A 26,671-nucleotide genomic window follows, 5' to 3' on the forward strand; every position below is an offset into this window, starting at 1 on the left:
CTAAAAGACTAGTCAACCGGATTTAGCAAAAGTGAAGCATCGGGCTTTACGGCCATGCCAGATCAAGTTACTGTACATATAAACAGTAAAGAAAGAAGTCACTCGGTATTTTCATGCTGAACCAACTCTCTATCAGTAACTTTGCCATCGTCGACCAGCTGGATCTGGATATTCAGCCCGGTATGACTGTTATTACCGGTGAAACCGGTGCCGGTAAATCCATTATGCTCGACGCTCTTGGTCTTGCTACCGGCAACCGCACCGACAGTCACTGCGTTCGCCCCGGAGCAGAAAAGGCAGAAATACACGCCGTCTTTGACCTGAACAAATGCCCCGCAGCCAGAAGCTGGTTAAAAGACAGAGAGTTGATCAGTGACGATGAATGCATTCTTCGTCGAGTGGTTACCAAAGAGGGACGCTCAAGAGCCTACATCAATGGCACCCCTTCACCGCTGGCTGATATGAAAGCCATTGGTGAGTTGCTGATCGATATTCATGGCCAGCACGAAAGTCAGTCTCTGCTGAAAAAACACAATCATCGGCTGCTGCTGGACGACTTCGCCGGTACTAATAAACTGGCTGCCAAGGTTTCAACCATAGCCAGTGACTACCACCGTATTCGTAATGAGCTGGAGACTCTGACAGCCAACCGAAAAGAGCAGGATGAACGCATCCAGTTGCTCAGCTACCAGCTACAGGAATTCGAACAGCTGGGGCTTCAGCCTAACGAAGTAGAACAGCTGGAAGCTGAACTGAAACAACTCAGCCACGCAGAATCAACTCTGTCAGCCTGTCATCAGATTACTCAGGTCTGCTCTGAAAACGACAGTGGAAATCTGCTTCAGCAGCTGAATCATTGTTTGAATTTGTTGTCAGACATGGAAGTCGAACATCCGGCCATTAACAGCTCTACAGATATGCTGTCATCGGCGCATATTCAGATTGAAGAAGCTGTCGGCGAACTGAACCAGTTTACCGATCACTTCGAGGCAGATCCTGCCCGTATGCAGGAAGTCGACCTGCGACTCGGGGCTATTTATGATCTGGCCAGAAAACATCGCGTTATGCCAGAAGAATTGCTTTCGAAGCAGCAATCTCTGTGCGAAGAGTTGGAGAAAATTCAGTTCAGTGATGAACATGCAGAAGAAATGCAGGATCAACTGACAGAGCTCAGAAAAAACTATCATGAGCAATCTGCCAAACTGACTGATAAGCGCACTAAAGCAGCGGCCAAACTTCAGAAACAAGTCAGTAAACGTATGGCTCTGCTGGGTATGCCCCATGGTCAGTTTATTATCGAACTGGCTACCCATGAAGATGTACAGCTATCACCGTCTGGTGCTGAAGACATTGAGTTTCTGGTGACTGCAAACCCTGGTCAGCCTCCCAGAGCTTTGGCCAAGGTTGCTTCCGGTGGTGAATTATCCCGTATCAGTCTGGCTATCCAGGTTATCACTGCCCAGACGTCGTCTATTCCCAGCATGGTATTTGATGAAGTGGACGTTGGCATTGGTGGAGGCACGGCTGAGATAGTTGGTTCCATGTTGCGAGAACTGGGCGAAAAAAGTCAGGTTCTTTGTGTAACACACCAACCACAGGTTGCTTCTCAAGGGCATCAACACCTGCATGTGAGCAAGGAAGTTAAAAACAATGCCTCTTCAACCCAAATCAACCACCTTGGTGGAGAACCCAGAGTTCAGGAAATTGCCCGTATGCTGGGTGGTGTAGAAATAACACAGTCTACTCTCAACCATGCTGAAGAAATGCTGGGTATGTCGACAGCCTGATATTACTTTCTTTCCAACTAAATACTCTGTTATGTGCTACCCCTTAAAGGTTGGTTGCTCAAAAAACTAAGCTTCAATGCGAAAAAAATACTATTGATACATTCTATAAAGTTCATACATTAATAATGCATGAACAATGAGGTTGGAATGAAAATACACTCCAGAAATCTGACGAACTCAGATTACGAAGCCATGAGAAATCTCTTATTGAGTGAAGGTCCTAATGAGTGGAACTACATAACAGATGAAAGTATAGAAAACCAATTCAACCTTATTAGAAGCGGGAAAGCAGTTGCTGTTCTTTTGGAAGAAATCAAAATAGTTGGTTTTGCAGTTCTTATCCTCAAAGAGGCGAGCCCTGAAAAACTAGAAAAGTATACAAACATTTCTTATTCTGCATACATAAATGATGTTGTAGTCCATAAAAATCAAAGTGGTAAAGGTTTCGGGTCCAAATTATTATGCGAAGCCATAAATCTTGCAAAAATTGAAGGCTGCAACCAAGTATTCATTGAGAGACATGAAGAAAATTTAGCATCTGCGGGAATGATGAGAAAAGCTGGTTTTGAGATTGTAGATACATTTTATGACCCACAGAAGCGCTCTTCAGGAACAAGACGCACCACTATACAGCAAGCAAGCACATGACAAGTTAATCAAGAGGGACGCTTACGGCGCCCCTTATTGAGGCAATATACGAATTCAATTACGTGTGTCTACACACTGACATTTCAAATCATTACTAAGGCTGAAATTATGCAGTTTTGGTCTGAGTAACATAGATAATTTTCCACCATTCTTAACTAAACTTGCCAAAAGTCAGAGTGTTACTTCCTGTGCAAAAATTGAGATATCGCAAACAAGTCTGACATTTATTCCAGTCTTTGCATCCAAAGTGGTAATAATGGCGTATCTCCTAGAAACGCCCACTATCCCAGCTATTACCTGAGCATTGATGTATATGTTTGCCAGTCCTGTTGAACTTTTTGAAACCGTTTATGGCGGCATGATTTATCCGATTGCTGTCGTTGAGCAGGAATCATTAAAAGTTACTTATATCAACACGACCCTAAGGAATCTCTCCGGAGTAGAAAGAGGTATCAAGGTCGGGCAGATTCTTGATACCGCTCTGAAAACAGCGTCCGGAGACATAGTTGAATCCGCTCTTTTCCACAAAGTCAGTACTGAAACCAACCCTCTGGATTGCCATTGCCTTATTAACCTTGGCGTAACCTTTTCACTGCATCTGAAACCGGTTCAACTTGACTCTGAACATTTCTTTGTCCTGCAGTTCGACAATATTGCCATGCCGACAAGCAACGACAAAGTCTGCAATGACCGACTGGCCTTTGCCATGAACGAGGCTTGCGATGGCCTCTGGGACTGGAACATAAAAACCAACGCTGTTTACTTCAGTCCAAAACTGGATCGAATGCTAGGCTTTGAGCCGGGAGAAAGAGAGCCTGATGTTAATGGCTGGCTCAGTCTCGTTCATCCGGATGACCAGCCTGTTGCCCTGTCAGCGATTGAAAAACATCTTCAGGGGGATGCCGAATATTATGAAGCTGAATATCGAATAGCCACCAAAGACGGTCAATGGAAACAGGTCCATGACCGTGGTCTGAGCTGCGAATGGAATAATGAAGGCAAGCCTACAAGAGCTGTTGGCATGCTGTCTGATATTACCGCCTACCGCTCACTTGAAGCCGAGTTGCGAAACACCCTCGAACGATTTGAAGATTACGCCAGCTCCGGCTCCGACTGGTTCTGGGAAACCAATGCAAACCTTGTAGTTACTGACATAGGTGGCAGACCTGAGCATGAATCATCGATACATCTAGCACAACTAATCGATCAGAACCTCATCCATACACTCCGTGAGCAAGAGCAAACTGAAGCGGTTCTGGCATTAAGGAATAATCAGCCCATCAGAAATATCCGCTTTGCCATTGGCACTCAGGAGTACTGGGTCAACCTCAGCGGCCGCCCCGTGTTTGATCAGCAGGGTCAGTTAACCGGTTACCGTGGTATTGGTGAGAACATCAATGAGCAGGTAAAGCTGGAGAATACTGTCCGGTCTTACCAGAAAAATTCTGAAATCATGATGGAAAAGGCACCGGTTGCTATCGGTATTGTCGATGAAGCGGGTAACTTCTTCTACGCCAATGAATCCTTTACAGCGCTGAACAAGTGCAATTATGAGCAGCTGGCAGCGAAGTATCAGGAGAACCGTGAACTCAGTCGACCTGACCGGGAACTCTTTCGTTCTGCAGCACTGGGTGAACACACCAGTTATGAAATGGTTCTTGAAACACTGGATGGTCCGAAGTTTTTCTCTGTCACCAAATTTCTGACCCGCCGTGCTGAAGACCAGTGTCTTCTTGCCATTACGATGATCATGGATATCACCTACTCAAGACAGCAGGAAGTTGAGCAGAAGAAAGTTGAAATGGTGCTCGACAATATTGCCGAAGGTATTCTGATCACAGATGCGGATCATCGAATTGTCAGCGCCAATAACTCGCTATTGAGAGAAACCGGCTTCACCATGACAGAGCTGGTTGGACAAACGCCCTCGGTGCTGAGCTCAGGTCGTTACGATCGTATCTTCTATCAGGAAATGTGGAGCCAGGTACACCAAACCGGAAAGTGGCGCGGTCACCTTTGGAACAGAAAAAAAGACGGTACTGTTCTTCGACAGAAAGTATCTATTCAAGCCATAACTGTGAACGACGATGTTCAACACTATATCGGTATCTATTCCAGTAGTCAGCAAAGCACGTCCGAACAGGACAGTGAAATGTTTAATCTGCAGTGTGACCCTTTAACAGGATTACCAAACCGCGCACTGCTGCAGGACCGCTTGCATATGGCCTGCCAGCGGGGCAGAGCAAGCAGACAGTCTGTCGAAGTCAGTCTGATAAAAATCAGTAACAGAGAGGAATTGCTTGAACAGTTTGGTCACACAGCTTGCGACGAAGTACTGAAAAAACTGGCCTTCCGTTTTCAGGACTGTCTTTCACTGGACGACTCTATTGGTCGTTACGGTGTCGATGAGTTTATTGTTATACGTGAACGTAATCTTGAGACTAAAATCACGGATATTCTGGGTAATATCACAGAGCAGCAAATCATTCTGAGCGATGGAGGCCAGGTGACCGTCAAAATTGGCCTCCATTCTGCTTCCTACCCGAAAGATGCACACTCTCCTCAAAAGATTATCAGGCAGCTAAGGTCAAAAACGACTGAGCTCAAATAACTCGTTTTTTGTCAGCTCCTGACAGTGCTCTTTCACATAAAGAACACCATTCCCAGAGAAAGAATACTGGTCATAATCCAGAGAGCAAGACCAAAAATCAGGGGTTTGGTACCGATCTGTCTGATAACGTCGGGAGTCAGAGTCATACCCACCAGAAATAACATTATCGTAAAGCCTTTTTTGGCTACATAGACTAGTTCACCGGAATAAGCAGCTATCGCAGGAAAAGCGGTACTCAGAGCGGACGCAACGATGAACAGTATGATGCACCAGGGAACAGAAATTCTGGCAGAGCCTTTAGCAAAAACCATCGCATAAACCAGAGCGACTGGCACAACCCAAAGTGCCCGAACCAGTTTTACACTGACCGCTACCTCCATTGCTTCCTGACCATAAGCAGCACCGGCCCCTACTACTGAACTGGTGTCGTGAATTGCCATTGCAGCCCAGAAGCCAAACTGTTCCTGAGTCAGACTCAGCCACTCACCAATCAATGGAAATAGAATCAGGGCTAATGAGTTAAGGGCAAAAACCACTCCAAGAGCAACAGAGATGTTTTGCTGTCTGGCACCCATGGATGACGAAATAGTTGCAATGGCACTGCCTCCACAAATGGCGGTACCGCAACTGATCAGATGCATCTGCTCTCTTTCAAGTTTCAGAGCTCTCCCCAGCCAGATCCCCAGTAACAAAGTCATAGCAATGGAGATAACAGAAAATGCCAAGCCTTGGGATGAAGTCACTAAAACCTGCTCAAAGTTAAGCTGAAAACCCAACAGGGCAATACAGCATTGCAGTAGTAATTTTCCTCCCCTGTCAGTCGATGCCTGCCATGGATTACCGGTCAGAGCAGCCATGATGACGCCGGTAATCAAAGCCATTGCAGCACTGACCTCAAAAGTAATCAGGCCTGCAGAAATAACGGCTAATAAAGGTATTGCAGCTTTGTTGTTCAGTCGTGCCGAGACTGGTGTTGTAAAAGACATAGGCAACTCTTCTCTAAATCACGATCAATAAAACACTTTTGATATAAGCAAATAACTAAAAGCAATATAAAAGAAAAAACAAAAAAAACACCAGCCAGGCCAGTGCTTTTTTCCTGTTTTTCTATTACCGGGATACCACCGATGAAATCATACGTGTCAGGCTACTTAGATCAAAAACAGGTATTTCAAACCGTCTTGATAGAATAGGTGCAAAATATGAAAGGTCGGTACATTCAAGAACCAGCGCACCTACATGCGGGTTCTCCATCAGCATATTTTCGATGACAGTCACAAGTTCCTGCTCGAAAACTTCCAGATCAAGGTCATCTTCCTGACCTTTCAGAATAACTCTGGAGAACTGCGGCTGATCCTGCATTCCGGCAACAGCAATTCTTTCATCAGTGATTCCCACAGCATCGAGGTGCTCCTGTGTCAGAGAAAAACTGTCAGCAACAACCACACCTACTTTCTGATAGGAAGATAATGTACGACTAACTAGAGGAATCTGCATCAAGCTCGACATAAACACTGGAACTTTTACAGCATCAGCAATTTCCTTTTGAAACAGTGCAAGAAAACCACAACTGCCTGTTATGGCTTTTACCCCTTCCTGCTCAAGCTCTCTGGCTGCCTCCAGAAAAGGTTCCAGCAAATCCCGATCCTTTTCACGAATTAATCGATCGACTGTCGCGCCTTTAACGGTTCGGTACATGATGGGAAAGTCAAAACTGGCTGGATGCTTTATATGTCCCACAGGTTTCGGAAAGTAGGTTTCCAGCGAGATAACACCGATTGGAATATTGTAATAGTTATAACCACCGCGAAGAATCATCGAGGTACTCCTGTTTTTTTACTTTTTTATTTATATGTTCAGGAAAAACGCTGTATCGATAATCCGCTTATTAGAGGCTTATCCGCTCTGTCAAAAATACAATCAGTAACAAGCTGCGCTGTTACTGCTGCTAACGTCAAACCAAGATGACCATGCCCGGAAGCAAGAATGATCCTGCTACCATCAGACAGTGGTCCTATAATCGGTAACGAATCAGGAGTCGAAGGTCTGCTGCCTACCCAGCTGCTTTGTAACTTTTGCTCACCAAGCATGGTTTGAGCATGAGCCAGCATATTACCGACACACTGACTGGATTCAGCGGCATCAGTCTTTGCAAACTCGGCAGTCCCTGCAATGCGCAGTCCCGCTTCCATCGGTGTAATGAACACTGACTTGTCCAGCCAGCCAACCGGACGACTCAGTGTTTTTCCTGATGGTTGCAGCATCAGGTGATAACCTCGTTCGCTGACCAGAGGTACTTTGTTTCCTAATGAGTTAAGTAGCCTTCCTGACGCTTCACCTGCAGCAACGACAAGGTGATCAAATGACAGTCGCTCTGAACCGCAATTCACAAATGCCTGAGAGCCAAACTCTCCCAGACTTTCGACACGTTTCTGAAACCAGATACCACCATCCTTAAGAAACTGCTGAAAGCACTGCTTTGAAAGCTCGAGAGGGTCTACGGAAAATTGAACATCACTGTAGTTCACACCGGCATGATAGAAATGCTGAAGATCCGGCTCGAGATCACGAATGTCTTCAGCTGATAGAAACTCAAAATTTACTCCCTGTTCCTCTCTCTCTTTAAAGTGACCTGCTCTGGCAGCATCATAACCGGCTTGAGAACTGTACAACGCCAGGCAGCCATTCTTCTTCACCAGATGGTGCACTTTTGCCTGATTAAATAATGCCTGGTTTGACGCTGGAGCCAGCTTTTGTAAATCGGTCAGTAACTGCCTTCCTTTTCGATAGTTTTCCGGCAAGCAGGCTTTTATATACCCCAATCCATAGGGAATGAGTTTCGGGGTATAACCAGGGTCAATACGCAGAGGACTTGTTGAATCCAGCAGCATGCCCGGCATCTGCTTCAACATTGAAAAACTGGCAAATGGAAGTCTGGCGTAATCTGCAAAAAGTCCGGCATTACCAAAAGATGTTCCCAGACCTGGCTTCTGACTATCAATCAGTGTGACCTTAAAGCCGGCACTTTGCAGAGACAATGCCGTTGAAAGACCAACAATTCCTGCTCCCACCACACAAACATGCTTCATGACATACCTGCTTTGACAGCACTTGAGAATAAAAATGGTTGCCCCGCCAAACTGACAAAGGCAACCTACAAGCCCTAACGGGCAGCAACAACCTGAATTTCAACCTTCAGCTCTTCACGGGCCAGTCTGGACTCAACACAGGCTCTGACAGGAAGGTGTTCCTTGTCTGCCCAGTTGTCCCAGACTTCATTCATGGCCTGGAAGTCATCAATGTTGGCCAGCCAGATATTGGCTGACAGCAGTTTTTTCTTTTCGGTACCAGCCTGTTCCAGTAGCGACTCTATCTGAGCCAGAATCTGTCTGGTTTGGTCTGCAACACTTTCTACAGGGTCTTTCGCTACCTGGCCCGAGAGATAAACAGTCGTGCCTGTTTTAACAATCTGGCTCATTCTGTGATTACTTAACTGTCGTTCAATCATGTTCAGTACTCTTACACGGCTGGTGCTGTATTGTTTTCAGCAGGAAGTTCACGGCGTTTTAAAAACAGTTGGTGCGCGAGCACCGGCAGGATCAGGGCAATACCGTATAAGTCAGACTCAACACCGGGCACCATCAACATCATGGCGGCAAGGAAAGTGGTCAGCCTTGGAAGCAGGGAAAGATGTCTCAATGCATAACCGGTAATAACGATGCCAAACAGGAAAATACCCAGAACACACGACAGTGTTGTAGTCAGGTATTCACCCCAGGTGAAGTAATCATCCAGCACAATCAACATCGCTGGTGAGTAAACAAATACAAACGGCATCATGATTTTGGCATTACCCAGCTTGAAGGCCTCAATGCCCGTTTTAAAAGGGTTAGCATTGGCTATGCCACCTGCGGCATAAGCTGATGTACACACCGGTGGCGTTATTTCCGACAACACACCGTAGTAAAGAACAAACAGGTGAGCAGCCAGTGCAGGAACACCAAGGGCAGAAAGTGCTGGCTGAGCTACTGCACTGAGCATGATATACAGCGCCGCCGTCGGCAGCCCTGCACCCATCAGAATACAAGCCAGCGCAATCAGAACCAGAGAAACAAACAGGGTAGCCTGGTCAATACTGAAGAGTTCAAAGGGCAGCCATGCAGTCATTGCCACAAGACTTTCACCAATAGTCTGTGCACCACCGGTTACAAGGAAACCCAGTCGGAACGCAACGCCGGTAGTTGTAATAACACCCACGACAATGCCGACAGCCGCACAGGCAGCTCCCACGGCGAGGGCGTACTTGGCGCCAATCTTGAAGGCCTCATACATATCCTGAAAACTTATACGATTACGAGGATTCAAGAGGCCAACAGCAAGACAGGCAGCAATACCGCTGAAAGCAGCCAGATAGGGGGTATAACCACTGAACAGAACAGAGATCAGAACCACCAGCGGAATCAGTGTCGGCCAGCCATTCTTGAGCACTTCCAGAAGATAAGGAATATCTTCCTTGGCACAACCTTTCAGCCCCAGCTTCTTAGCCTGAAAGTGAACAATGGTCAGCACGCCAATGTAGTGCATCAATGCTGGCGTAAGCGCCGCCAGAACAATCATTCCATAGGGCAGCTGAAGGTTTTCAGCCATTATGAAAGCAGCGGCACCCATTATTGGTGGCGTGATCTGACCACCAGCACTGGCTGCAGCTTCAACGCCTCCGGCAAAATGTCCCGGATAGCCGAGCTTCTTCATATTGGGAATAGTCAGCGAGCCAGTGGATACCGTATTGGCCACTGCCGAACCGGAAATACTGCCAAAGAAGGCGGATGAAACAACACTGACTTTCGCCGGTCCCCCTGCGTACTTACCAGCAATGACTGTGGATATATCAATAAAGAACTGTCCGAGCCCCATTCTTTGAGCAATAACGCCAAAAAGAACGAAGTGGAAAACAATGGTGGATACTACCCACAGGGTGACACCAAAAATGCCTTCTGAAGGAAAGTAGATATTATTAATAAACTGACTCCAGGTAACCCCCGGATGGCGCAGAATATCAACAGGAATGTAAGGACCAAAGAGAGCGTAGCTGGCGAACAGCATTATTATGATAGGCAACACCGGACCCAGTGTTCTTCTGGTTGCTTCCAGCACCAGTGCGACCAGCAAAGTACCAAAAACAATATCCAGGTCTGCCGGAGCACCCTGTCTCAAAGCCTGTTCTGGCAGGTGAATACCTAGAAAACCCAGATCGAGTCCAAGCCATGTAAAACCGATATAGAGAGAAGCCAGAACACTTAAACCAGCCAGCACCAGATCATAAACAGGTATACGGGCATAGCCTTGCGCATCAACCCGGTCACGACCTTTTCGAGCCGCGTAGTAAATAAAAATCATTGATAGCACACCGGACAGATGAATGCCCATGTGCCAGTAATCAGCAGGCAAACCTGTGCCCGCTGTAACAAAGTGATAAATACCAAAAAGCACTAATATAAAACCGCAAATGGTTTCAGCGCCTTTTGGTATTTTTCGTGTTTGCAGTTCGGAGTCATACTGCTCCTCCATTTCCTGCAACTCTTCGAATGTTAATTTATCCATTTTATTTTCCCGGGACTTACAGCTACCCGAAGATAAAAGCCGGAGCACACTGCGTAATCCCATTTACATCAGGGATGGTTATTCTCTGAAGTGAATTCAGATCATTGACGAAAGAATCAAACAGAAACTATTTAATTCTTTCGTTGAGCAGGAAAGGAAACTTACTTAATCAGGCCGGCTTCCTGGTAATAACGCTTGGCACCTGGATGCAAAGGAATAGTCAGTCCACTCAGGGCAGTTTCCGCTTTGATCAGAGACGCTTTTGGGTGGCCGTTGGAAAACAGCTTTTCAGTGCTGTCATTCCAGAGAGCTTTGGTAATGTCATAAACCAGTTCATCAGATACTTTCGAACTCACCATCCACTGGGCACCACCGGCCAGGGTAGTGATGTCTTTTTCAAGCCCTTCGTAGGTATCCGCAGAGATAGTTGTACTGTAGTAGTAAGGAATAGCTTCACTGATTTTTGCCAGCTCGTCTTTCTTGAAAGAATAGAGTTCCATTCCCTTGGTGGATGCCAGCTGAACAATAGCGGCTGCAGGTGCACCCACAATATAGAAGTATGCATCCAGCTGGCCGTCTGCCAGGTGCTCTGCACTCTGGGTATTGTTCAGCTCTGCTTCCCTGATATTTGAACGGTCAATACCGAAAGCTTTCAGCATCTCCAGTACTACAACCTGTGTACCGGAACCGGCCTGAGCAATACCGACCTTTTTACCTTTAAGATCGTTAATGGATTTGATGTCGCTGCCCTTTGGCAACACCAGATGCAGTTCTTCAGGAAACAGGTTGGCAATAACTCTCAGGTTGTCATAGTTGCCTTTTGCAGCAAACTTTCCTTCTCCTTTATAAGCACTGTCAACAATGTCCGCGATAGCCAGTCCGGACTCCATCTGTCCTGTCTGGATAGCTGTAGCGTTAGCGACCGATGCATTGGAAGACTGGGCAATGGCTACCAGGCCAGGTACACCACAACTGCCGCCCTGGTCACAAGGTCGTGAGCCAGGAGGGTTACTGATAGCATTTGCAATCAGACCCGCGATGGGGAAATAAGCACCACCAGCACTACCACTGCCGATACGGAAAAACTGCATGTCTGCAGCCTGACCTACTGTGCTGAATAGAGTACCTGATGCCAGTGCAACACCTGCGAGAAATGATTTAATTTTCATTAACTGCCTCGTTGTTATTTTTTTGGTGAGGAAAAGAGCCTGCGTTTTAATGACAGGCTCTTGAGCTGAAATCAGGAAGGGAATGCGAACTGGGCACCTTCACGTACACCGGCAGAAGGCCAGCGTTGTGTAATGGTTTTACGCTTGGTGTAAAAGCGCACAGCATCCGGACCGTAAGCATGCAAGTCACCAAACAGAGAACGCTTCCAGCCACCAAAGCTGTGATAGGCAACAGGTACAGGCAGAGGTACGTTAATGCCTACCATGCCAACCTGGATATGATCAGAGAAGTAGCGAGCTGCTTCGCCGTCACGGGTGAAGATGCAGGTACCATTGCCGTATTCATGGTCATTGATCAGCTTCATGGCTTCTTCCATGCTGTTGGCACGAACAACCTGAAGAACAGGGCCAAAGATTTCGGCCTGGTAACTGTCCATTTCGGAAGTCACACGATCAATCAGAGTGGCACCAACGAAGAAGCCATTTTCATGACCGGGAACTTCTGGCTTACGGCCATCAACAACAACATCAGCACCCTGCTCTTCAGCATTACTAATAAAGCCAACCACTTTTTCCTGATGGGCTTTCGTGATAACAGGACCAAAGTCGTTTGAACTTTCAGAGAAGGCACCTACTTTCAATGGCTCCATGGCTTGCTTCATCTTGGTAACCAGAGTGTCGGCAGCTTCATCACCAACAGCAACGGCAACAGACAGAGCCATGCAGCGCTCACCGGAAGAGCCGAATGCAGCACCCAGCAGCTGGTTTACAGCGTTATCCATATCAGCATCAGGCATAACAATAGCGTGGTTCTTTGCACCACCCAGAGCCTGACAACGCTTACCATTGGCACTTGCTTTTGAATAGATGTACTCAGCGATTGGCGTGGAGCCTACAAAGCTGACAGCTTTAACACGCTCATCTTCCAGCAGGGTATCAACAGCTATCTTATCGCCATTGACCACATTCATTACACCTTTTGGCAGGCCGGCTTCTTCCAATAACTGAGCAATAAACAGAGTAGAGCTTGGGTCACGCTCAGAAGGCTTCAAAATGAAGCAGTTACCGCAGACAATCGCCATTGGATACATCCAGAGAGGAACCATGGCAGGGAAGTTAAATGGCGTAATGCCAGCAACAACACCCAGCGGCTGAAACTCACTCCAGGAATCAATACCCGGACCAACATTGCGAGAGTGTTCGCCTTTCAGTAACTCGGGAGCACCACAAGCGTATTCAACATTTTCAATGCCGCGTTGTAGCTCACCAAAAGCATCGTGTTTAATCTTGCCGTGCTCTTCACCAATCAGCTCACAAATCTTGTCACTGTTCTTTTCCAGTAGTTCTTTAAAGCGATACATCACTCTTGCTCGCTTAAGCACTGGAGTATTACGCCATTGCGGAAACGCCTGTTCTGCTGCGGCAATTGCTTCTTCAACAGTTTCTTTCGCTGCCAGAGCTACTTCTCTGCTTTCAGCACCGGTGGATGGGTTATATACAGCTTGTACTCGTGCTGCATCGGTGCGCATCTCGCCATTAATCAGGTGGCCTACCAGTTCCATTATTCTTTCCTCGAATCTGTTATTACTTCTTTTCTTTGGTGTGATGTGCTCAGCTCAATTCGCTGATCGAATCACCCAGAGCATTTATCAGGAGGTCAATTTCTGCCGGCTCCACCGTGAACGGCAGACCGAGTTGAATGGTGTCGCCACCGTAACGGACGTAGAAGCCTTTCTGCCACATACTCATGGCGATCTGATAAGGCCTCAGAGCAGGTTCTCCAGGTGCTGATTCAATAGTTAAAGCACCGGCGAGACCGTAGTTACGAATGTCAGTAACCTTGTCTAATCCCTTCAGGCTATGAATAGCTTCTTCAAAAACCGGGCTGACATCGGCAACTCTGGAAACCAGCTGATCATTTTCGAGAATATCCAGTGTTGCCAAAGCAGCAGCACAGGCAACCGGATGCGCTGAGTAGGTATAACCGTGGGGCAGTTCCAGCATATAGTCGGGGCCACCAGCAGCCATAAAGCAGTTGTATATTTCATCTTTTACAACCACAGCGCCCATAGGCACGGTGCCATTAGTCAATTGTTTGGCCATGCACATGATGTCCGGAGTGACACCAAACTCTTCAGCTCCGGTGTTTGAACCCATACGACCGAAGCCGGTTATCACTTCATCAAAAATCAGCAGAATCTGATGTTGATCACAAATCTCACGCAGACGTTTCAGATAACCTTTAGGCGGTGGAAGAACACCGGCAGAGCCTGCCAGAGGTTCAACAATGACAGCCGCTATGTTGGATGCGTCGTGCAGGGCAATTCTTTCCAGCAGCTCATCAGCCAGCTCAGCACCTTTTTCAGGCTGACCTTTGGAGAAGACATTCTCTGGCAGAACAGTATGCGACAGGTGATCAGCATCAACAGCTTGACCATATAAAGCTCTGTTAGGACCTATACCACCAACACTGATGCCACCAAAGTTCACACCGTGGTAACCCTTTGCCCGACCAATCAGTTTGGTTTTGGCTGGCAGGCCTTTTTTGCGCCAGTAAGCTCTGGCAATTTTCAATGCAGTATCAGCAGATTCAGAACCGGAGCCTGTGTAAAACACATAGTCCAGGCCTTCAGGAGTTAGTGCCTTAATACGGTTAGCCAGCTCGAAAGCTTTCGGGTGGCCGTACTGGAAAGCCGGAGCGTAATCCAGTTCCTGAATCTGACGGGAGACAGCTTCTACGATTTCTGGTCGGCTGTGTCCGGCACCGCAAGTCCACAACCCGCAGAGACCATCAAATATCTGTCTTCCATCAACATCCTGATAATAGTGTCCCTTAGCGGAAACAATAATGCGTGGATTCTTCTTAAACTCTCTGTTGCCACTGAATGCCATCCAGTGTGCTTCCAGAAAGTCCTGATTTTTATAAGGATGATCAATAGGGTTGAATTGAGTCATCTGCAACTCCCTTGGTGATCTTTTCAGATCAGTTTTTTATTTTTTTAAGCAGAAGTTATCTTGCTTTATTTTTATATCGCTAAATGCAGGTGCCCTGGAAAGCTGCCCGATAGTTACAGGCTTATTTTGGGCGTATCAGCTTTTTGTCGTTTGCTTCTTGTGTCATCCAGACTTGAGTTATTTATTAATAACAACTCGTAAGCTTGTTTGATTAACAGTACATCACCACTTTGCCGCTAATTAGAACGACAATAAATTTTAATGTATTTACTTTTATATAAGATTTTACTTAACTTTATTAAGAGCGTTCACGAGAACACTAACTTATATATAAATACGACAGTTAACCGCCACAAGCGGGCAACTACTAAGATTTCAAATCAACGAATGATTTCGAAAAAGCAGTGTTAAAACTTTATCCAGGGGCTGTTCACAATTAAGTCGGTCACACTACAATAGCTATCTATTATAATCTCGCGGAAACAGCCTTCCTAGTTGAAGCGGTACCACTGATCCCACTCCACTACCGACAATGACTTCAATAAAAATATTGGAGTCATAACCTTTGTCAGCAAGCACATAATCTGCATTAATATCTTCAATTCAGGCAAGAGCTTGCCCATACTCAGAAGTTTAGCCAGCTGTAAATAGAAATCTAATGGGGTTTCCCAGAGCATCTACCGCAGCATGAATTTCTGTGGTCAAGTCACTTCTTGATTTTCCAACAGTTTGGTCGTCCTGAGTTGTTTTTTGGGTGCTCCATGTTGATGAACCCAGACAATGCTGCCATCAACCATGATGTATTCAAAATCCTGATCTTTGGAAAGCTCTTCAAACACAGCAACCCAAATGCCTTTTTGACACCAACGGTCATAGCGGACGTAAACGCTATGCCACTTTCCAAACTCTTTTGGAAGGTCTCGCCAGGGAGCACCAGTTCTGGCAATCCAGAGGACAGCCTCTAAGAATGCTCGATTGCATTGAGCGGTAACACCGCAGTCAGAGCGCTTACCAGGAAGCAGGTCTTTAATGCGATTCCATTGATGATCTTGAAGCTTTATACGAGACATTGGCAAAACGCACATACTATTAAAAGAGGGCTATGTGTTTAATTGTGAACACCCCAGGGGGGGGAGCGTTCAGGTACAAACAGTTTTGCGATGACCCAGCATCATTCTGACTGAGTCAAAACAGGTCAGTATTACTGCTATACCAATCAGGCCGTATGAGGAGTATTGATCCACCGAGAAAGGCTCATGAAAAATGATCACCGCCACTAAAAACAACAAGGCCGGCTCCAGATATCCCATTAAGCCAAACAGAGTAACCGGAAGCCGGCTACAGGCAACAAGATAGAACAGCATGGATGAAGCAAAAAGCCCCCCCATACCCACCAGTAGCAACCAGCTCGCAGCTGTAAAAGCCAAGCTGTTCGATCCTTCAAAAAAGAGAACACTGATCCCGATCGGAAAATAGAGCAGTGCTTCAAAAAGATTACCAACCAGCGCTGGCGGATTCGCTTTCTTTCGTACAATAAAATAGAAAGGGTATAAACCGGCCACTGATAAGGTAACCCAGGACAAGCTGCCCTGTGTCCATATTTCAACAAAAACACCCACTAATGCCAGCAGTATTGCCAGTTGCTGAAGTGACCTTATTTTTTCCCGATAAACAAGGCGCCCTGTTAAAGCCAGAGTCAGGGGTAATAAAAAATACCCAAGTGACAGCTCTTTGGTTTGCCCGTTCAGAGGGGCCCAGACGAACAACCACCACTGAACACCTGCCAGCAGGGAGGCAACCAACATCAACACGGTCATTCTTCTACAGCGAAACACACTGATGAATTTCTGCCACTGCCCACAGATCATAACGACAGCAGCCAGAACAACAGCGGTGTAGACCATCCTGTTCCAGAAAACCGCATAGCTGTCCATACCCAACTGCTGGACATACCATGGCGCAATTCCGAATAGAACTGACGCAAGTACCGAGCACAAAAGCCCGACAGCTGAAATATTATTACCAGGCATATTCCCCCCCTGCTTCCAGCCATAACTCTCTTTATGGCTCTAATGCTGAATACAGATTGCAGCAAACCTCCGGTACTCAATGGTCGAAGACGCTGCTGTTAGAAGTAGACGGTAGCCAATCAGTAAGGTAAGTTAAATTCACAATAAATTACTATTATTTAAGTATTTACTTAATTAAAGATAACTCTATGAAAAATAAGAAAGAATTTAAGGGACAACTGAGCGATACGGATTTAAGGGTTCTGAGGATTTTTAAGGCTGTTGTTGAATGCGGAGGTTTTGCTGCCGCTGAGGTCGAACTCAATATCACCCGTGCAGCTATCAGCATTGCCATGTCGACACTGGAAACCCGCCTGGGTTTCAAGCTCTGCTTACGCGGGCGCTCCGGCTTTTCTTTAACCAGTGAAGGCAGTGAGGTGTATCAATATACACTGGAGTTACTATCGGCTATTGAGAACTTCCGCACCCAGGTCAATACCCTGCACGCCAATCTGAAAGGTGAACTTAACATTGGTATTACCGACAACCTGGTGACTATTCCTTACATGCAAGTCAGTAATGCTCTTGCACGACTGAAAGAGACTGGCCCGGAAGTTGAAATCAATATCAGAATGATTCCCCCCAACGAAGTTGAAAGCGCCGTTCTTTCCGGCGGCATTCATGTCGGTGTTGTACCCGACATTCGCCGTCTTTCAGGACTGGAATACAGTCATCTATATAATGAAAAGTCTTTCCTTTATTGCTCTCACCGTCACCCTCTGGCAGAAAAAAACGACCATGATATTTCCGATAGCGAACTGAATGGCTTTGATACGGTTACTGCAGCCTATGCTCAATCTGCTGAAGTAAAAGCATTAACAAAACCCTTTAAAACCAGCGCCAGCGCCACAGATCGTGAAGGTATTGCTTTTCTGGTACACACTGGCAAGTATCTTGGTTTTTTACCAGAGCACTATGCTGCACGCTGGCTGGAACGCGACGAACTGATGATTCTTCAGCCAGAGACTTACCACTTCACAACGCCTTTTTCGGCGATCAGCAGCAAGAACGTTCGAGCAAACCTTGTACTGGAAACCTTTATGAGCCTTCTGAATGAACAGGCATGACCCGGTTATTCTCTGATCCCGGGTCACACCATCTAACCACTGAACAGTGGTTAGATTTCCCCGACCATATCAGCGGCCGGAACATAGTTGAGACCCTGGGCTACAGCAACACTTTCACAAGTCACAACACCCTTGCAGACGTTCAGACCATTCAGCAGATGCTTGTCATCAACCAAAGCCTCCCTTGTACCTTTGTTAGCGAGTGCCAGTACAAAAGGTAAGGTTGCATTATTCAATGCAATGGTTGAAGTACGGGCAACAGCGCCTGGCATATTGGCAACACAGTAGTGAACAACATCATCAACGATGTAGATCGGATCAGCATGAGTGGTCGCCTTTGCTGTTTCAGCACAACCGCCCTGATCAATAGCCACGTCAACAATGGCTGAACCGGCCTTCATTTTTGTAACCAGCTCTCTGGTGATCAGCTTGGGTGCTTCCGCTCCAGGAATAAGAACACCACCCACTACCAAGTCAGCTTCAACGATATGCTTTTCCAGTGAATGAACCGTTGAGTAAACAGTTTTGATGCTGTTTCCATACTGAGCATCCAGACGACGCAGTACATCAAGAGAACGGTCAAGCACGGTAACATCAGCACCAAGTCCAACAGCCATGGCTGCCGCACTTGCGCCCACGACGCCGCCGCCAATGATAACGACCTTTGCCGGCTCAACGCCTGGTACACCGCCGAGAAGAACACCACGACCCTGTTTTGACTTTTCCAGACAGGCAGCACCCGCCTGAATGGACATACGGCCAGCAACTTCTGACATCGGAGCCAACAGAGGCAGACGACCAGAGTTATCTGTTACGGTTTCGTAGGCAATACAGGTGGCACCTGACTCAATCAGATCATTGGTCTGTGCGGCATCAGGGGCAAGATGCAGGTAGGTAAACAACGTTTGTTCAGCTCTCAGTCGTTTACGTTCGACTGCCAGAGGCTCTTTTACTTTAACGACCATCTCTGCTGCAGCAAAAACATCATCTGCAGTCGCCAGAATCTCTGCACCGGCATAAATATACTGCTGATCATCAAAACCAATAGCACTGCCTGCCTGAGTTTCAATCAGAACCCTGTGACCGCAATTAACCAGCTCTCTGGCTGATGTTGGTGTCAGGCCAACGCGGTATTCGTGATTTTTAATTTCCTTGGGTACACCGATAATCATTATTTTTCTCCAATCAAGGGTTAGGTCAGGTGCTAAGTACTCGGACATTTGAATTCGTATGTCATTTCCCCGCCTACGGCGGGGAAATGACAATCCAATATTCGATTACATGTGTCTGCACACTTATAGATATCTACTGGATTCCAAGCAGCAGCTTCGGAAGGTAGAGAGAAAGTTCCGGAATAAATGTGACAATCAACACCATGGGCAGGTGTCCAAAACAAAGGAATTTAAGCGTCGGTTTTATATATTCATTCAGCGGTAACTTACTCACCCCACCGGCCATATAGAGCATCGGTGCACAGGGTGGGGAGACATTACCAAGGCCAAGATTGACACCAACAATTGCGGCAAAATGTATCGGGTGTATACCCAACTGCTGAATTACCGGAAGGAAAATAACTGCAGCCAGAACACTGCCGGAAATATCATCCACAATCATGCCAATCAACAGCAGCAGAACGTTGATCAATAGCAGAATAACCAGCTTGTTATCTGAGATTTGTAATAAAGCCTCAGCCAGTTCTTTCGGAATCTGCTCAAGAATCATTGCCCGACTCATAATGAACAGAAAGAACAGCACCGCCATAATGGATCCGGTCATTGTCACAGCTCTGACCGTAGCCTGACCAAGAGAACTCCAGGTCAAACCTTTATAGATAAACAGACCTACAGGAATTGCGTAAATAACGGCAATCGCAGCAGCTTCTGTCGGTGTCGCGATACCACCATAAATAGCACCGAGAATAATGATAGGCATGAGCAATGCAAAGAATGCCTGACCACCCGTCGTCGTTACTTCCTTAACCACGCCCTTGAACGGCAGCGGTGGTTCAACCTGAATATTTTTGTCGTTTCTCAAGAACCAGAAGTTCAAGCCACAATAAATCAGGGTCAGCATGATCCCCGGAATAATCGTGGAAAGAAATGCAGCACCTACTGAAAGTCCACCCGTAATAGAGAACACAATCATCGGAATACTGGGAGGAATCATCAGTGCCAGAACAGAGGAACAGGCAACCAGCGCCGTAGCATGACCCTGTGGATAGCCTTCCCGCACCATGCGTGGAATCATGATCTGCCCGATTGCGGCAATTGCAGCAGAGGAACTTCCGGAAATTGCGCCAAACATTGCACAGGTTAAAACCGTTACAGCTCCCAGACCTCCTTTAATTCGACCAACAAACGAATTGACGAAATTCAGCAGCCTTGTCGATATCCCCCCTTCTGCCATAAGGACACCGGCAAAAATGAACAACGGAAGTGCTAGCAGGGCAAAGCCACTCGCTGTTTTAAAACCATGGGGAATAAGGAATGTGACATCATTTCCTGTCATAAAGGTAAACAGCAGGGCACCGATACCAAATGAAAATGCAACGGGAACTTCTAACAGCAGTAATATGACCACTACCAGCATGGCCAATAAAAATAGAGTCATTTCATCTACCTGTTTTTATTTTTAATCAGAAGGTGTTATCTGGATTGTGACGACAGTTGTCTTGCATTCCGGACTGCATCCAGCAGGAAATAGCCAACCATCATTGTGAATCCAAGAATCATGCTTCCGCTCCAGAAACCTTTCGGCCACTGCAGGTAGAGACTCATACGCCCTTTTTCAATAACGAACAGTGCGTACTTACAGGCAAAGTAGCCAAATACAATAGCAGCCAGCATGCAAACAAGAGACCGCACCAAATCAAGAATTTTCAATTTGTATGGGTCCGTTACCAGCAGACTGACAATACCGCCGTTAATATGCTCTTTGGCTTTTGTTGCGTAGCCCATTCCAAGGAAATAAATCCAGACCCCGAACAGGATGGCTACTTCTTCAATTCCCGCAAAAGGGGAATCAAGAAAGTAACGCATAATAACCTGTGCAAACATAAGGCAGGACAGCCCTACTCCTGCAAAGATCATCAACATTCTGAAAAAATTATTTAAAATATTTTCAAGACCTGTCAACCATCGAGTGGTCGATGTTGACGGCGATTGCGAATCAATATTTTCTGACACTGGCATTCTCCCTTGAACGAACTTCGCCGCCTTTTGAAAAAGCATTCAAAAGGCGACCTCGCTTCCAACTTTTAATCAGTTAATGCCAGCAATGTTTTTGACTTTAGCCATGATCTTCGGCCCAACCAGACTTTCCATGGTTGACCACTCTTGTTCATAAAGGGCAGCTTTGGCTTTTGCCAGCTCTTTTTCATTGAGCTCAACGACCTTTATGCCAGCCTCTTTAACTTTGGTCAGGTAACCTTCATCGATGTTCTGTGCTTCAGACCAGGTCCATGCCAGAGACTCGTCTACTGCTTTCTGCATTTTGGCGCGTTCGGCATCAGGCAGGTTTTCCCACCAGTCCTTGTTAACCAGCCAGAAAGCATGCTCGAAGTAATCTTTGGTTAGAACATAGGTTTCCAGCACATCCCTCATCTGCCAGATTTCTACCGCAGGGCCGAAAGAACGACCATCTACAGCACCCAGTTGCAGGCCTGTGTACAGCTCACCATAAGGCATTGGAACGGCAGAAAAGCCCCAGCTCTTGAAACGGTTAATGCCCAGTGGCGAAGGCACTACACGCATTTTGATGCCTTTGGCATCCTCAGGAAAATTAGTCGGTACTTTGCCAACGCCTTTACGGATGGCGATTGAACCAAAACCGGTGGGAATCATACCCAGCGCAATCAGATCAAGGTCTTCCAGAATGGTGTTATAAACATCCAGCATTGGACCACCAGGGCCGTATGCCTTGCGTGCAGAGTCCCAGTCATCAACAACATAACCCAGCCAGCTCAGGTCGAGTCGGCGATCAAATTCGGAAGCACCAAATGTCATGGTCATGGGGATAGCCCCCTGCATGGCCTGTTCGAACTGTGAACTCCAATCGCCCAGATCACCACCTGGGTGATACTCAACATTCATTTTTGAATTTTGTTTCTCCAGAGACTCCATGAATTTTTCAGATGAAGCATGGAATATATGGTCAGTTGGGTAAGACTGAGCCAAAATGAAATCATTTTTTGCCAGTGCAGACTCAGCTACAGGGAGTGAAACGGAAAGAGCTATTGCAATAGTACTGGAAAGCTTTTTCAGCTTATTTTTTATCATCAGAGATACTCCGATTTTATTATTGTTTTTCGGCTTATCTGAACAAACACAATCATGTTTATCAGGTGCTAATTAGACTGAAGTAGCTTTGATTGCAGATAAATTACTTTTTTCTAATCTCTAGTTAATCATTCACTTAACCTAATGATTAGAAACTTAAAGGAAGCCTCAACAACACTCTCTGAAGATAATAATCACACTCACTTGTTTTAATTAATTTATAAACGACGCAGCTCTGTTACCTCCACAATTTTGAATGCTGTAGGAAATAACAGAGTCTGGTTATTGAAACTATACCAACGGCCAGTTAATCACTGAAGACAGATACTCTTCGGTATAGTCCATAAACACTCGAGCAGCTCTGGGTAACTGCTGATGGGCAGGTATCATTGCACTCAGGCTGCCTTTCCCAAGACGCCAGTCATCCAGCAATGGTGTCAGGCTGCCATCCTGAATGAGTGGCCCAGCCATTAAGGTTGGCAATACGGCAATTCCCATTCCAGCAACAGCCGCTTCCCGAATCAGGGAATAACAACTGAATACTATTTCTTCCTGAGGGGATATTTTTGACCAGTTTTTACCGTCTCTGTTGTCAAATTGCCAGGCCAATGACTTGCCGCCATTTTTTAAGGTCAGGCAATCGTAGTGCAGCAGGTCTTCCGGCAACTTTGGTTCTGATGCCTGACCAATGTATTCCGGTGATGCAACCAGTTGGTGAGCATAGTTCAGCAGTGTTACCGATGTTGTTCGGTGATCTTCCTGATGCTCAGTACTGAATACGATATCCGCTGTTCCGGATATCAACTCATTGCCGTCATAATGATTACTGACACTGACTGCAATATCGGGATAGTGCCTTCGGAAACGCCTTACCAAAGGCAGAAACAGGTGTTTACTGTACCCCTGTGGAATCACTACTCTGACCAGCCCTGAGGGCAAATCACGACTGCATGATAGATTAGCCTCAGCGTCCTTCAACGACATAATCGCGCTGGCACAACTGTCGTACAGGTCTTCACCGGCAATGGTAAGACGCATACGACGTGTACTTCGCTCTAACAGCCGGGCCTCCAGCTGTTTTTCCAGAGCCTGTATACGACGGCTAATAGTTGATACCGGCAGATCCAGCTTTCTGGAAGCTGCGGAGAGACTGCCGGTTTCAGCGACACTGATAAATATATTTACTGCATTAAGATCCATGGGGGCGGATTTTACTTAAAAAAACTATTTCAGCTCCATCAATATTATCCCGTTTTCGCAAAAGTGATTTGCAATTCTCTGCATTAAAAACCTTTTCTTTCTCCTTATTCTCAATTCACAGCTTTTCACAGATATTTATCTCGAAAGCACTTTATATCTCAGCCGCTTGCCTTATCGCTGGCGCTTAACTGTTTTTAAGTATTGAGGTCACTCTTTTGCCTTTGAGTTTCACCAGACATTCAGCAAGCTCAGCCGAAACAGGCAGGAATGGCCTTGGTCCATCCATTGCCCGGTTAAGCTTTGTACTGTCACTGGCATTGGCTCTGGGTGGCTGCACTGTTCTGGAGAAAAGAACAGAGGCCGAGCTGGCTTATGAATATCAGCTGAACAGTTATCAGCTAAAAGCGCCCGAAATGGCGCTGCTTTCTGATCACTGGTTACTGACTCAGTCCAGGCAGTCTTACCTGCGACTGGCAAACGTTTTGCCTGAACTAACACCTGATTTACAGCCTGTTGAAAATACAAAAGCTCTCGATCCATCTGAACAACTGGTTTTCCACTGGCTAGAAGCACAACTGAAGTCCTCACCCAGGAATGCTGATGCCAAGGCTCATTATGCTTTGCTGGTATGGCTGGGTTATGGCAATGAAAAGATCCAGATAGAAAGAAACAAGAAAGCGCTCTCCCTGCTTAAGCAAGTCAATAGCAGCAATGCATTCAGTCAGTACCTGACAGGTGTTATCCAGCTGAACCTGAATCCGGCCGAAGCAGAAAAACAGTTGAGAAAATCTTCAGCTCAAAACTATGCACCGGCTCAGTTGGCTCTGGCACGGCTTTATCTGGGGCAGACACTTTTTTCTAAAACACCTTCTGCTCAAGCACCAGCCAACGACTCTGGCCGTTTGCCTCTGAATGACCACAAGGCCAGAACTCAACTGACGGCCTTACTGAGTAATCGATCCGCAACCTCAAAGAACCATCAACAGGCCAAAACCTGGCTGGCGGTCATGAATTTCTATGGAATCGGTGGCAGCAAAAACACCGGCGCGGCCTATGGGCTACTCAGCGCAGACACAAAAGTGTCTGAACTTTTATACCTGAAAGCTTTGATGCAGATGCACGGCATTGGCACAAAAGCCAACCCTCAATCCGCAGAATCTCTGCTGAAAGCGGCCACCAGGGCGGGCAGTTTGAATGCAGCTAACGAGCTGGCTCTAACACTGTTTAATTCTGACTCTACAGATTCAGACGCCAGTGAAGGCAAACGTTATTTACAACAGGCAGCAGCCAAAGGTTCAGCCATTGCCGCCTATAACCTTGGCCTGTCTCTGTACGACGGCATTAATCAACCTGCCAATCTTAATGCAGCAGAAGTCTGGATTAATACCGCTGCAGATCAGAAATTACTCGAAGCCATTCGTGCGTCTCTCTATCTGAAACTGAGCGATCGCAGCTGGTTCCCTGATAAGCAGGAAACCGCAGCCCTGAAACAACAACTCGAACACCTCGCCTTGCAAGGGGATCGCTGGAGCAGTTACGCCCTGGGCACTCTGTTGCTGCAGGGACAGGGGCAACCGGTAAACCTTCAGTCTGGCTACGCCTGGCTGAATGTCGCCGTCGCTCTTGGCTATCAGCCAGCCGCCACTTTACGCGACACAGCAGCCCTGCAATTGAGCAGACCGGAACTGAATCAGGCTCAAACGCTTTCCCAAAGCTTCTTTGATCGTATTCAACAGGTTGAGGAAGGTACCGAATCATGAAAATTGCACAGCACCTGAATGAACTGACTCAGCCTATAGAAGGCGCAAATCCGGCTGGCAGCTATCTGAAAGACGATCGTTCACTCTATCGACCACTCAGAAACAGCTACAACATTGCTCAGACCGCTTTCCGAAAGTTGACCAACAACCCACCGGAAGATGAACTGGACGACCTGATTCAGACGAATCAGGACAGCTGGCAGGAATTGTCTAGCCAGCTGGTTGATGTGATCAAACATCAATCCAAAGACCTTGAATGCATCAGTTGGCTGACTCTGGCTCAGATGTTCTCAAGAGATCCTTATGAAAACCTGACGGCCTGCCTGCATCTGATGACCTCTGTCGTTGAGCAGTTTGGTGAACAGGTTCAACCACGAGTACCTGACAACAAACTTCGGGCACAGGATGAGGCAGGAAAGAAGGCTGAAATAGCCAGCCTGCAACTGCGCCCTGTGACTCAGGTTTTTGGTGAATCAGAAGACACCTGCCTTTTGTCACTACCACTGAGAATGCTGCCGCTTCTGTCAGATATTGATTACGTTTCCTGTCGCAGTGCTGAATCACAGGAACAACGGGCCGCCCTGCAACAACGAGCCAGACAGGCTCTGGGCAGTGAGCAGTCCGAAGTGATCGCCCGTATTAATGCCATGGGCGATGCTGTGGAAGCACTGGACATACTCGAAGGCGCTTTGGCTGCTTACTCTGGGGCGTGTGGTTCGTCCGGGGTAAGCAGCCGTTTTTTAAAGAAGCAGCTGACCGATAATCTCAACGCCATGCAGTCGCTGACCGAAGGTGTACTGGTGCCATGGCCTCTGGACGCACGAAAACAGACAGCTGTCGTTGTAGAAGAAAGTGACAGTGAAAAAAATGCAGAAAATATTGAATCCGGTGCATCCGAAGACGAAGTAGCGTCGTATAAAAAGACAACAGCAAGAGAAGCATCTGCCGAAACCGGTGAACAGATATTTAACCGTGACCAGGCCTTCCAGCAGCTGCGACTGATCGCTAATTACTTTGCCCGAACCGAGCCTCAGAGTCCGGTGTCCAGCATGATCGAAAAGGTTATTCGCTGGGGTTACACACCACTGCCGGATCTGATTAATGAACTGGTTCAGGGTAATGACAACCTGATGGGACGCATCAGTGAACTGACCGGAATGACTGCTGAAAAAGTGCATATTCCTGGAGTTCCTGCCCAGGGGTTGATTGCTCCACCTCAGGCAGCGTCTGAAACTTCCAATGCGGAAGCTGCGCCAGAGATGAGCAAGACCGAACAAAAGCCTCAACAGGAAGTTAGGCCAGAACCACCAGCACCAGCGGTAACAGCTGAGCCGGTAGCCAAAACTGAAGAGTCAGAGCGAAGTGGCATTCCTGCCTTTGTCAATCTGCCTTCACCCAGGGAAAAGAAACCTGCAGCGAATAAACCAACGGGCCCCGGAGGAATTGATCTGGCCAGCCTGGGGATTCGTTGACGCTTAAAAAACCCGGAACAAAAGACTGAAACTATTAAATCATTTATTAACAGTC

Annotated in this window: 21 protein-coding genes; 6 read left to right on the forward strand and 15 right to left on the reverse strand. The window is 46.8% G+C overall.

Going from position 1 to position 26,671, the window contains the following annotated elements; genetic code table 11:
- Positions 1-113: 113 nt before the first annotated feature.
- The 3 genes from recN to EOPP23_RS06480 all read left to right on the forward strand — a co-directional run bounded on the left by recN (position 114) and on the right by EOPP23_RS06480 (position 5,046).
- On the forward strand, positions 114-1,787 hold the full coding sequence (recN, locus tag EOPP23_RS06470; protein WP_153765161.1) for a DNA repair protein RecN: 1,674 nt from the start codon (positions 114-116) through the stop codon (positions 1,785-1,787).
- 147 nt (positions 1,788-1,934) lie between these two features.
- Complete coding sequence (locus EOPP23_RS06475) at positions 1,935-2,435, forward strand: GNAT family N-acetyltransferase (protein WP_153765892.1); 501 nt, start codon at positions 1,935-1,937, stop codon at positions 2,433-2,435.
- A 313-nt stretch (positions 2,436-2,748) separates the two neighbouring features.
- Positions 2,749-5,046: a PAS domain S-box protein gene (locus tag EOPP23_RS06480; RefSeq protein ID WP_194842524.1), complete on the forward strand. Its 2,298-nt coding sequence runs from the start codon at positions 2,749-2,751 to the stop codon at positions 5,044-5,046.
- 32 nt (positions 5,047-5,078) lie between these two features.
- Here EOPP23_RS06480 and EOPP23_RS06485 read toward each other — a convergent pair whose 3' ends face one another.
- The 10 genes from EOPP23_RS06485 to rarD all read right to left on the reverse strand — a co-directional run bounded on the left by EOPP23_RS06485 (position 5,079) and on the right by rarD (position 16,801).
- Positions 5,079-6,032: a YeiH family protein gene (locus EOPP23_RS06485; RefSeq protein WP_153765163.1), complete on the reverse strand. Its 954-nt coding sequence runs from the start codon at positions 6,030-6,032 to the stop codon at positions 5,079-5,081.
- A gap of 124 nt (positions 6,033-6,156) precedes the next feature.
- Positions 6,157-6,864, reverse strand: coding sequence for an aspartate/glutamate racemase family protein (locus EOPP23_RS06490; protein WP_153765164.1), 708 nt, complete (start codon positions 6,862-6,864; stop codon positions 6,157-6,159).
- A 38-nt stretch (positions 6,865-6,902) separates the two neighbouring features.
- Positions 6,903-8,135, reverse strand: coding sequence for an FAD-binding oxidoreductase (locus EOPP23_RS06495; protein WP_153765165.1), 1,233 nt, complete (start codon positions 8,133-8,135; stop codon positions 6,903-6,905).
- 74 nt (positions 8,136-8,209) lie between these two features.
- Positions 8,210-8,554, reverse strand: a complete 345-nt coding sequence (locus EOPP23_RS06500; protein ID WP_153765166.1) for a RidA family protein — start codon at positions 8,552-8,554, stop codon at positions 8,210-8,212.
- A gap of 11 nt (positions 8,555-8,565) precedes the next feature.
- Positions 8,566-10,647: a TRAP transporter permease gene (locus EOPP23_RS06505; RefSeq protein ID WP_153765167.1), complete on the reverse strand. Its 2,082-nt coding sequence runs from the start codon at positions 10,645-10,647 to the stop codon at positions 8,566-8,568.
- A 161-nt stretch (positions 10,648-10,808) separates the two neighbouring features.
- Positions 10,809-11,816, reverse strand: a complete 1,008-nt coding sequence (locus tag EOPP23_RS06510) for a TAXI family TRAP transporter solute-binding subunit (RefSeq protein ID WP_153765168.1) — start codon at positions 11,814-11,816, stop codon at positions 10,809-10,811.
- A 71-nt stretch (positions 11,817-11,887) separates the two neighbouring features.
- Positions 11,888-13,378 carry a CoA-acylating methylmalonate-semialdehyde dehydrogenase gene (locus tag EOPP23_RS06515; protein ID WP_153765169.1) on the reverse strand — a complete coding sequence of 497 codons (1,491 nt, stop codon included), beginning with the start codon at positions 13,376-13,378 and terminating at the stop codon, positions 11,888-11,890.
- Between the two features lie 49 nt (positions 13,379-13,427).
- On the reverse strand, positions 13,428-14,771 hold the full coding sequence (locus EOPP23_RS06520; protein WP_153765170.1) for an aspartate aminotransferase family protein: 1,344 nt from the start codon (positions 14,769-14,771) through the stop codon (positions 13,428-13,430).
- Positions 14,772-15,472: 701 nt separating this feature from the next.
- The gene (locus tag EOPP23_RS06525) at positions 15,473-15,841 is read right to left on the reverse strand and encodes an IS5 family transposase (protein ID WP_194842525.1); all 369 of its coding nucleotides are present in this window, start codon (positions 15,839-15,841) and stop codon (positions 15,473-15,475) included.
- 69 nt (positions 15,842-15,910) lie between these two features.
- Positions 15,911-16,801 carry an EamA family transporter RarD gene (rarD, locus tag EOPP23_RS06530; protein ID WP_153765172.1) on the reverse strand — a complete coding sequence of 297 codons (891 nt, stop codon included), beginning with the start codon at positions 16,799-16,801 and terminating at the stop codon, positions 15,911-15,913.
- A 188-nt stretch (positions 16,802-16,989) separates the two neighbouring features.
- Between rarD and EOPP23_RS06535 the strand changes: the two genes are divergently transcribed.
- Positions 16,990-17,907, forward strand: coding sequence for a LysR family transcriptional regulator (locus tag EOPP23_RS06535; RefSeq protein WP_153765173.1), 918 nt, complete (start codon positions 16,990-16,992; stop codon positions 17,905-17,907).
- A 50-nt stretch (positions 17,908-17,957) separates the two neighbouring features.
- Here EOPP23_RS06535 and ald read toward each other — a convergent pair whose 3' ends face one another.
- The 5 genes from ald to EOPP23_RS06560 form a co-directional block, all read right to left on the reverse strand.
- Entirely contained in the window at positions 17,958-19,079 is a 1,122-nt protein-coding gene (ald, locus tag EOPP23_RS06540) for an alanine dehydrogenase (RefSeq protein ID WP_153765174.1), read from the reverse strand.
- A 133-nt stretch (positions 19,080-19,212) separates the two neighbouring features.
- Positions 19,213-20,517: a TRAP transporter large permease gene (locus EOPP23_RS06545; RefSeq protein WP_153765175.1), complete on the reverse strand. Its 1,305-nt coding sequence runs from the start codon at positions 20,515-20,517 to the stop codon at positions 19,213-19,215.
- A gap of 35 nt (positions 20,518-20,552) precedes the next feature.
- On the reverse strand, positions 20,553-20,996 hold the full coding sequence (locus EOPP23_RS06550; RefSeq protein ID WP_228550626.1) for a TRAP transporter small permease: 444 nt from the start codon (positions 20,994-20,996) through the stop codon (positions 20,553-20,555).
- A 171-nt stretch (positions 20,997-21,167) separates the two neighbouring features.
- A complete protein-coding gene (gene dctP / locus EOPP23_RS06555; RefSeq protein WP_153765176.1) occupies positions 21,168-22,184 on the reverse strand; it encodes a TRAP transporter substrate-binding protein DctP in 1,017 nt (338 codons plus the stop codon).
- 291 nt (positions 22,185-22,475) lie between these two features.
- Positions 22,476-23,384 (reverse strand): LysR family transcriptional regulator, encoded by a 909-nt coding sequence (locus EOPP23_RS06560; protein ID WP_153765177.1) that lies wholly within the window; start codon positions 23,382-23,384, stop codon positions 22,476-22,478.
- A gap of 215 nt (positions 23,385-23,599) precedes the next feature.
- On the opposite strand from EOPP23_RS06560, the gene EOPP23_RS06565 reads away from it, so the two are divergent.
- Positions 23,600-25,144 (forward strand): tetratricopeptide repeat protein, encoded by a 1,545-nt coding sequence (locus EOPP23_RS06565; protein WP_153765178.1) that lies wholly within the window; start codon positions 23,600-23,602, stop codon positions 25,142-25,144.
- Complete coding sequence (locus tag EOPP23_RS06570) at positions 25,141-26,616, forward strand: ImpA family type VI secretion system protein (RefSeq protein ID WP_153765179.1); 1,476 nt, start codon at positions 25,141-25,143, stop codon at positions 26,614-26,616. The genes EOPP23_RS06565 and EOPP23_RS06570 overlap by 4 nt, the downstream gene beginning before the upstream one ends.
- Positions 26,617-26,671 lie beyond the last annotated feature (55 nt).

The sequence above is a fragment of the Endozoicomonas sp. OPT23 genome, assembly GCF_009653635.1.
In the GTDB taxonomy this organism is placed as follows: domain Bacteria; phylum Pseudomonadota; class Gammaproteobacteria; order Pseudomonadales; family Endozoicomonadaceae; genus Endozoicomonas_A.

Bases quoted from the DNA above. Each gene is read 5' to 3' on its own strand.
- recN (WP_153765161.1), top strand. From the start codon at position 114: ATGCTGAACCAACTCTCTATCAGTAACTTTGCCATCGTCGACCAGCTG.
- EOPP23_RS06475 (WP_153765892.1), top strand. From the start codon at position 1,935: ATGAAAATACACTCCAGAAATCTGACGAACTCAGATTACGAAGCCATG.
- EOPP23_RS06480 (WP_194842524.1), top strand. From the start codon at position 2,749: ATGTTTGCCAGTCCTGTTGAACTTTTTGAAACCGTTTATGGCGGCATG.
- EOPP23_RS06485 (WP_153765163.1), bottom strand. From the start codon at position 6,032: ATGTCTTTTACAACACCAGTCTCGGCACGACTGAACAACAAAGCTGCA.
- EOPP23_RS06490 (WP_153765164.1), bottom strand. From the start codon at position 6,864: ATGATTCTTCGCGGTGGTTATAACTATTACAATATTCCAATCGGTGTT.
- EOPP23_RS06495 (WP_153765165.1), bottom strand. From the start codon at position 8,135: ATGAAGCATGTTTGTGTGGTGGGAGCAGGAATTGTTGGTCTTTCAACG.
- EOPP23_RS06500 (WP_153765166.1), bottom strand. From the start codon at position 8,554: ATGATTGAACGACAGTTAAGTAATCACAGAATGAGCCAGATTGTTAAA.
- EOPP23_RS06505 (WP_153765167.1), bottom strand. From the start codon at position 10,647: ATGGATAAATTAACATTCGAAGAGTTGCAGGAAATGGAGGAGCAGTAT.
- EOPP23_RS06510 (WP_153765168.1), bottom strand. From the start codon at position 11,816: ATGAAAATTAAATCATTTCTCGCAGGTGTTGCACTGGCATCAGGTACT.
- EOPP23_RS06515 (WP_153765169.1), bottom strand. From the start codon at position 13,378: ATGGAACTGGTAGGCCACCTGATTAATGGCGAGATGCGCACCGATGCA.
- EOPP23_RS06520 (WP_153765170.1), bottom strand. From the start codon at position 14,771: ATGACTCAATTCAACCCTATTGATCATCCTTATAAAAATCAGGACTTT.
- EOPP23_RS06525 (WP_194842525.1), bottom strand. From the start codon at position 15,841: ATGTCTCGTATAAAGCTTCAAGATCATCAATGGAATCGCATTAAAGAC.
- rarD (WP_153765172.1), bottom strand. From the start codon at position 16,801: ATGCCTGGTAATAATATTTCAGCTGTCGGGCTTTTGTGCTCGGTACTT.
- EOPP23_RS06535 (WP_153765173.1), top strand. From the start codon at position 16,990: ATGAAAAATAAGAAAGAATTTAAGGGACAACTGAGCGATACGGATTTA.
- ald (WP_153765174.1), bottom strand. From the start codon at position 19,079: ATGATTATCGGTGTACCCAAGGAAATTAAAAATCACGAATACCGCGTT.
- EOPP23_RS06545 (WP_153765175.1), bottom strand. From the start codon at position 20,517: ATGACTCTATTTTTATTGGCCATGCTGGTAGTGGTCATATTACTGCTG.
- EOPP23_RS06550 (WP_228550626.1), bottom strand. From the start codon at position 20,996: ATGATCTTTGCAGGAGTAGGGCTGTCCTGCCTTATGTTTGCACAGGTT.
- dctP (WP_153765176.1), bottom strand. From the start codon at position 22,184: ATGATAAAAAATAAGCTGAAAAAGCTTTCCAGTACTATTGCAATAGCT.
- EOPP23_RS06560 (WP_153765177.1), bottom strand. From the start codon at position 23,384: ATGGATCTTAATGCAGTAAATATATTTATCAGTGTCGCTGAAACCGGC.
- EOPP23_RS06570 (WP_153765179.1), top strand. From the start codon at position 25,141: ATGAAAATTGCACAGCACCTGAATGAACTGACTCAGCCTATAGAAGGC.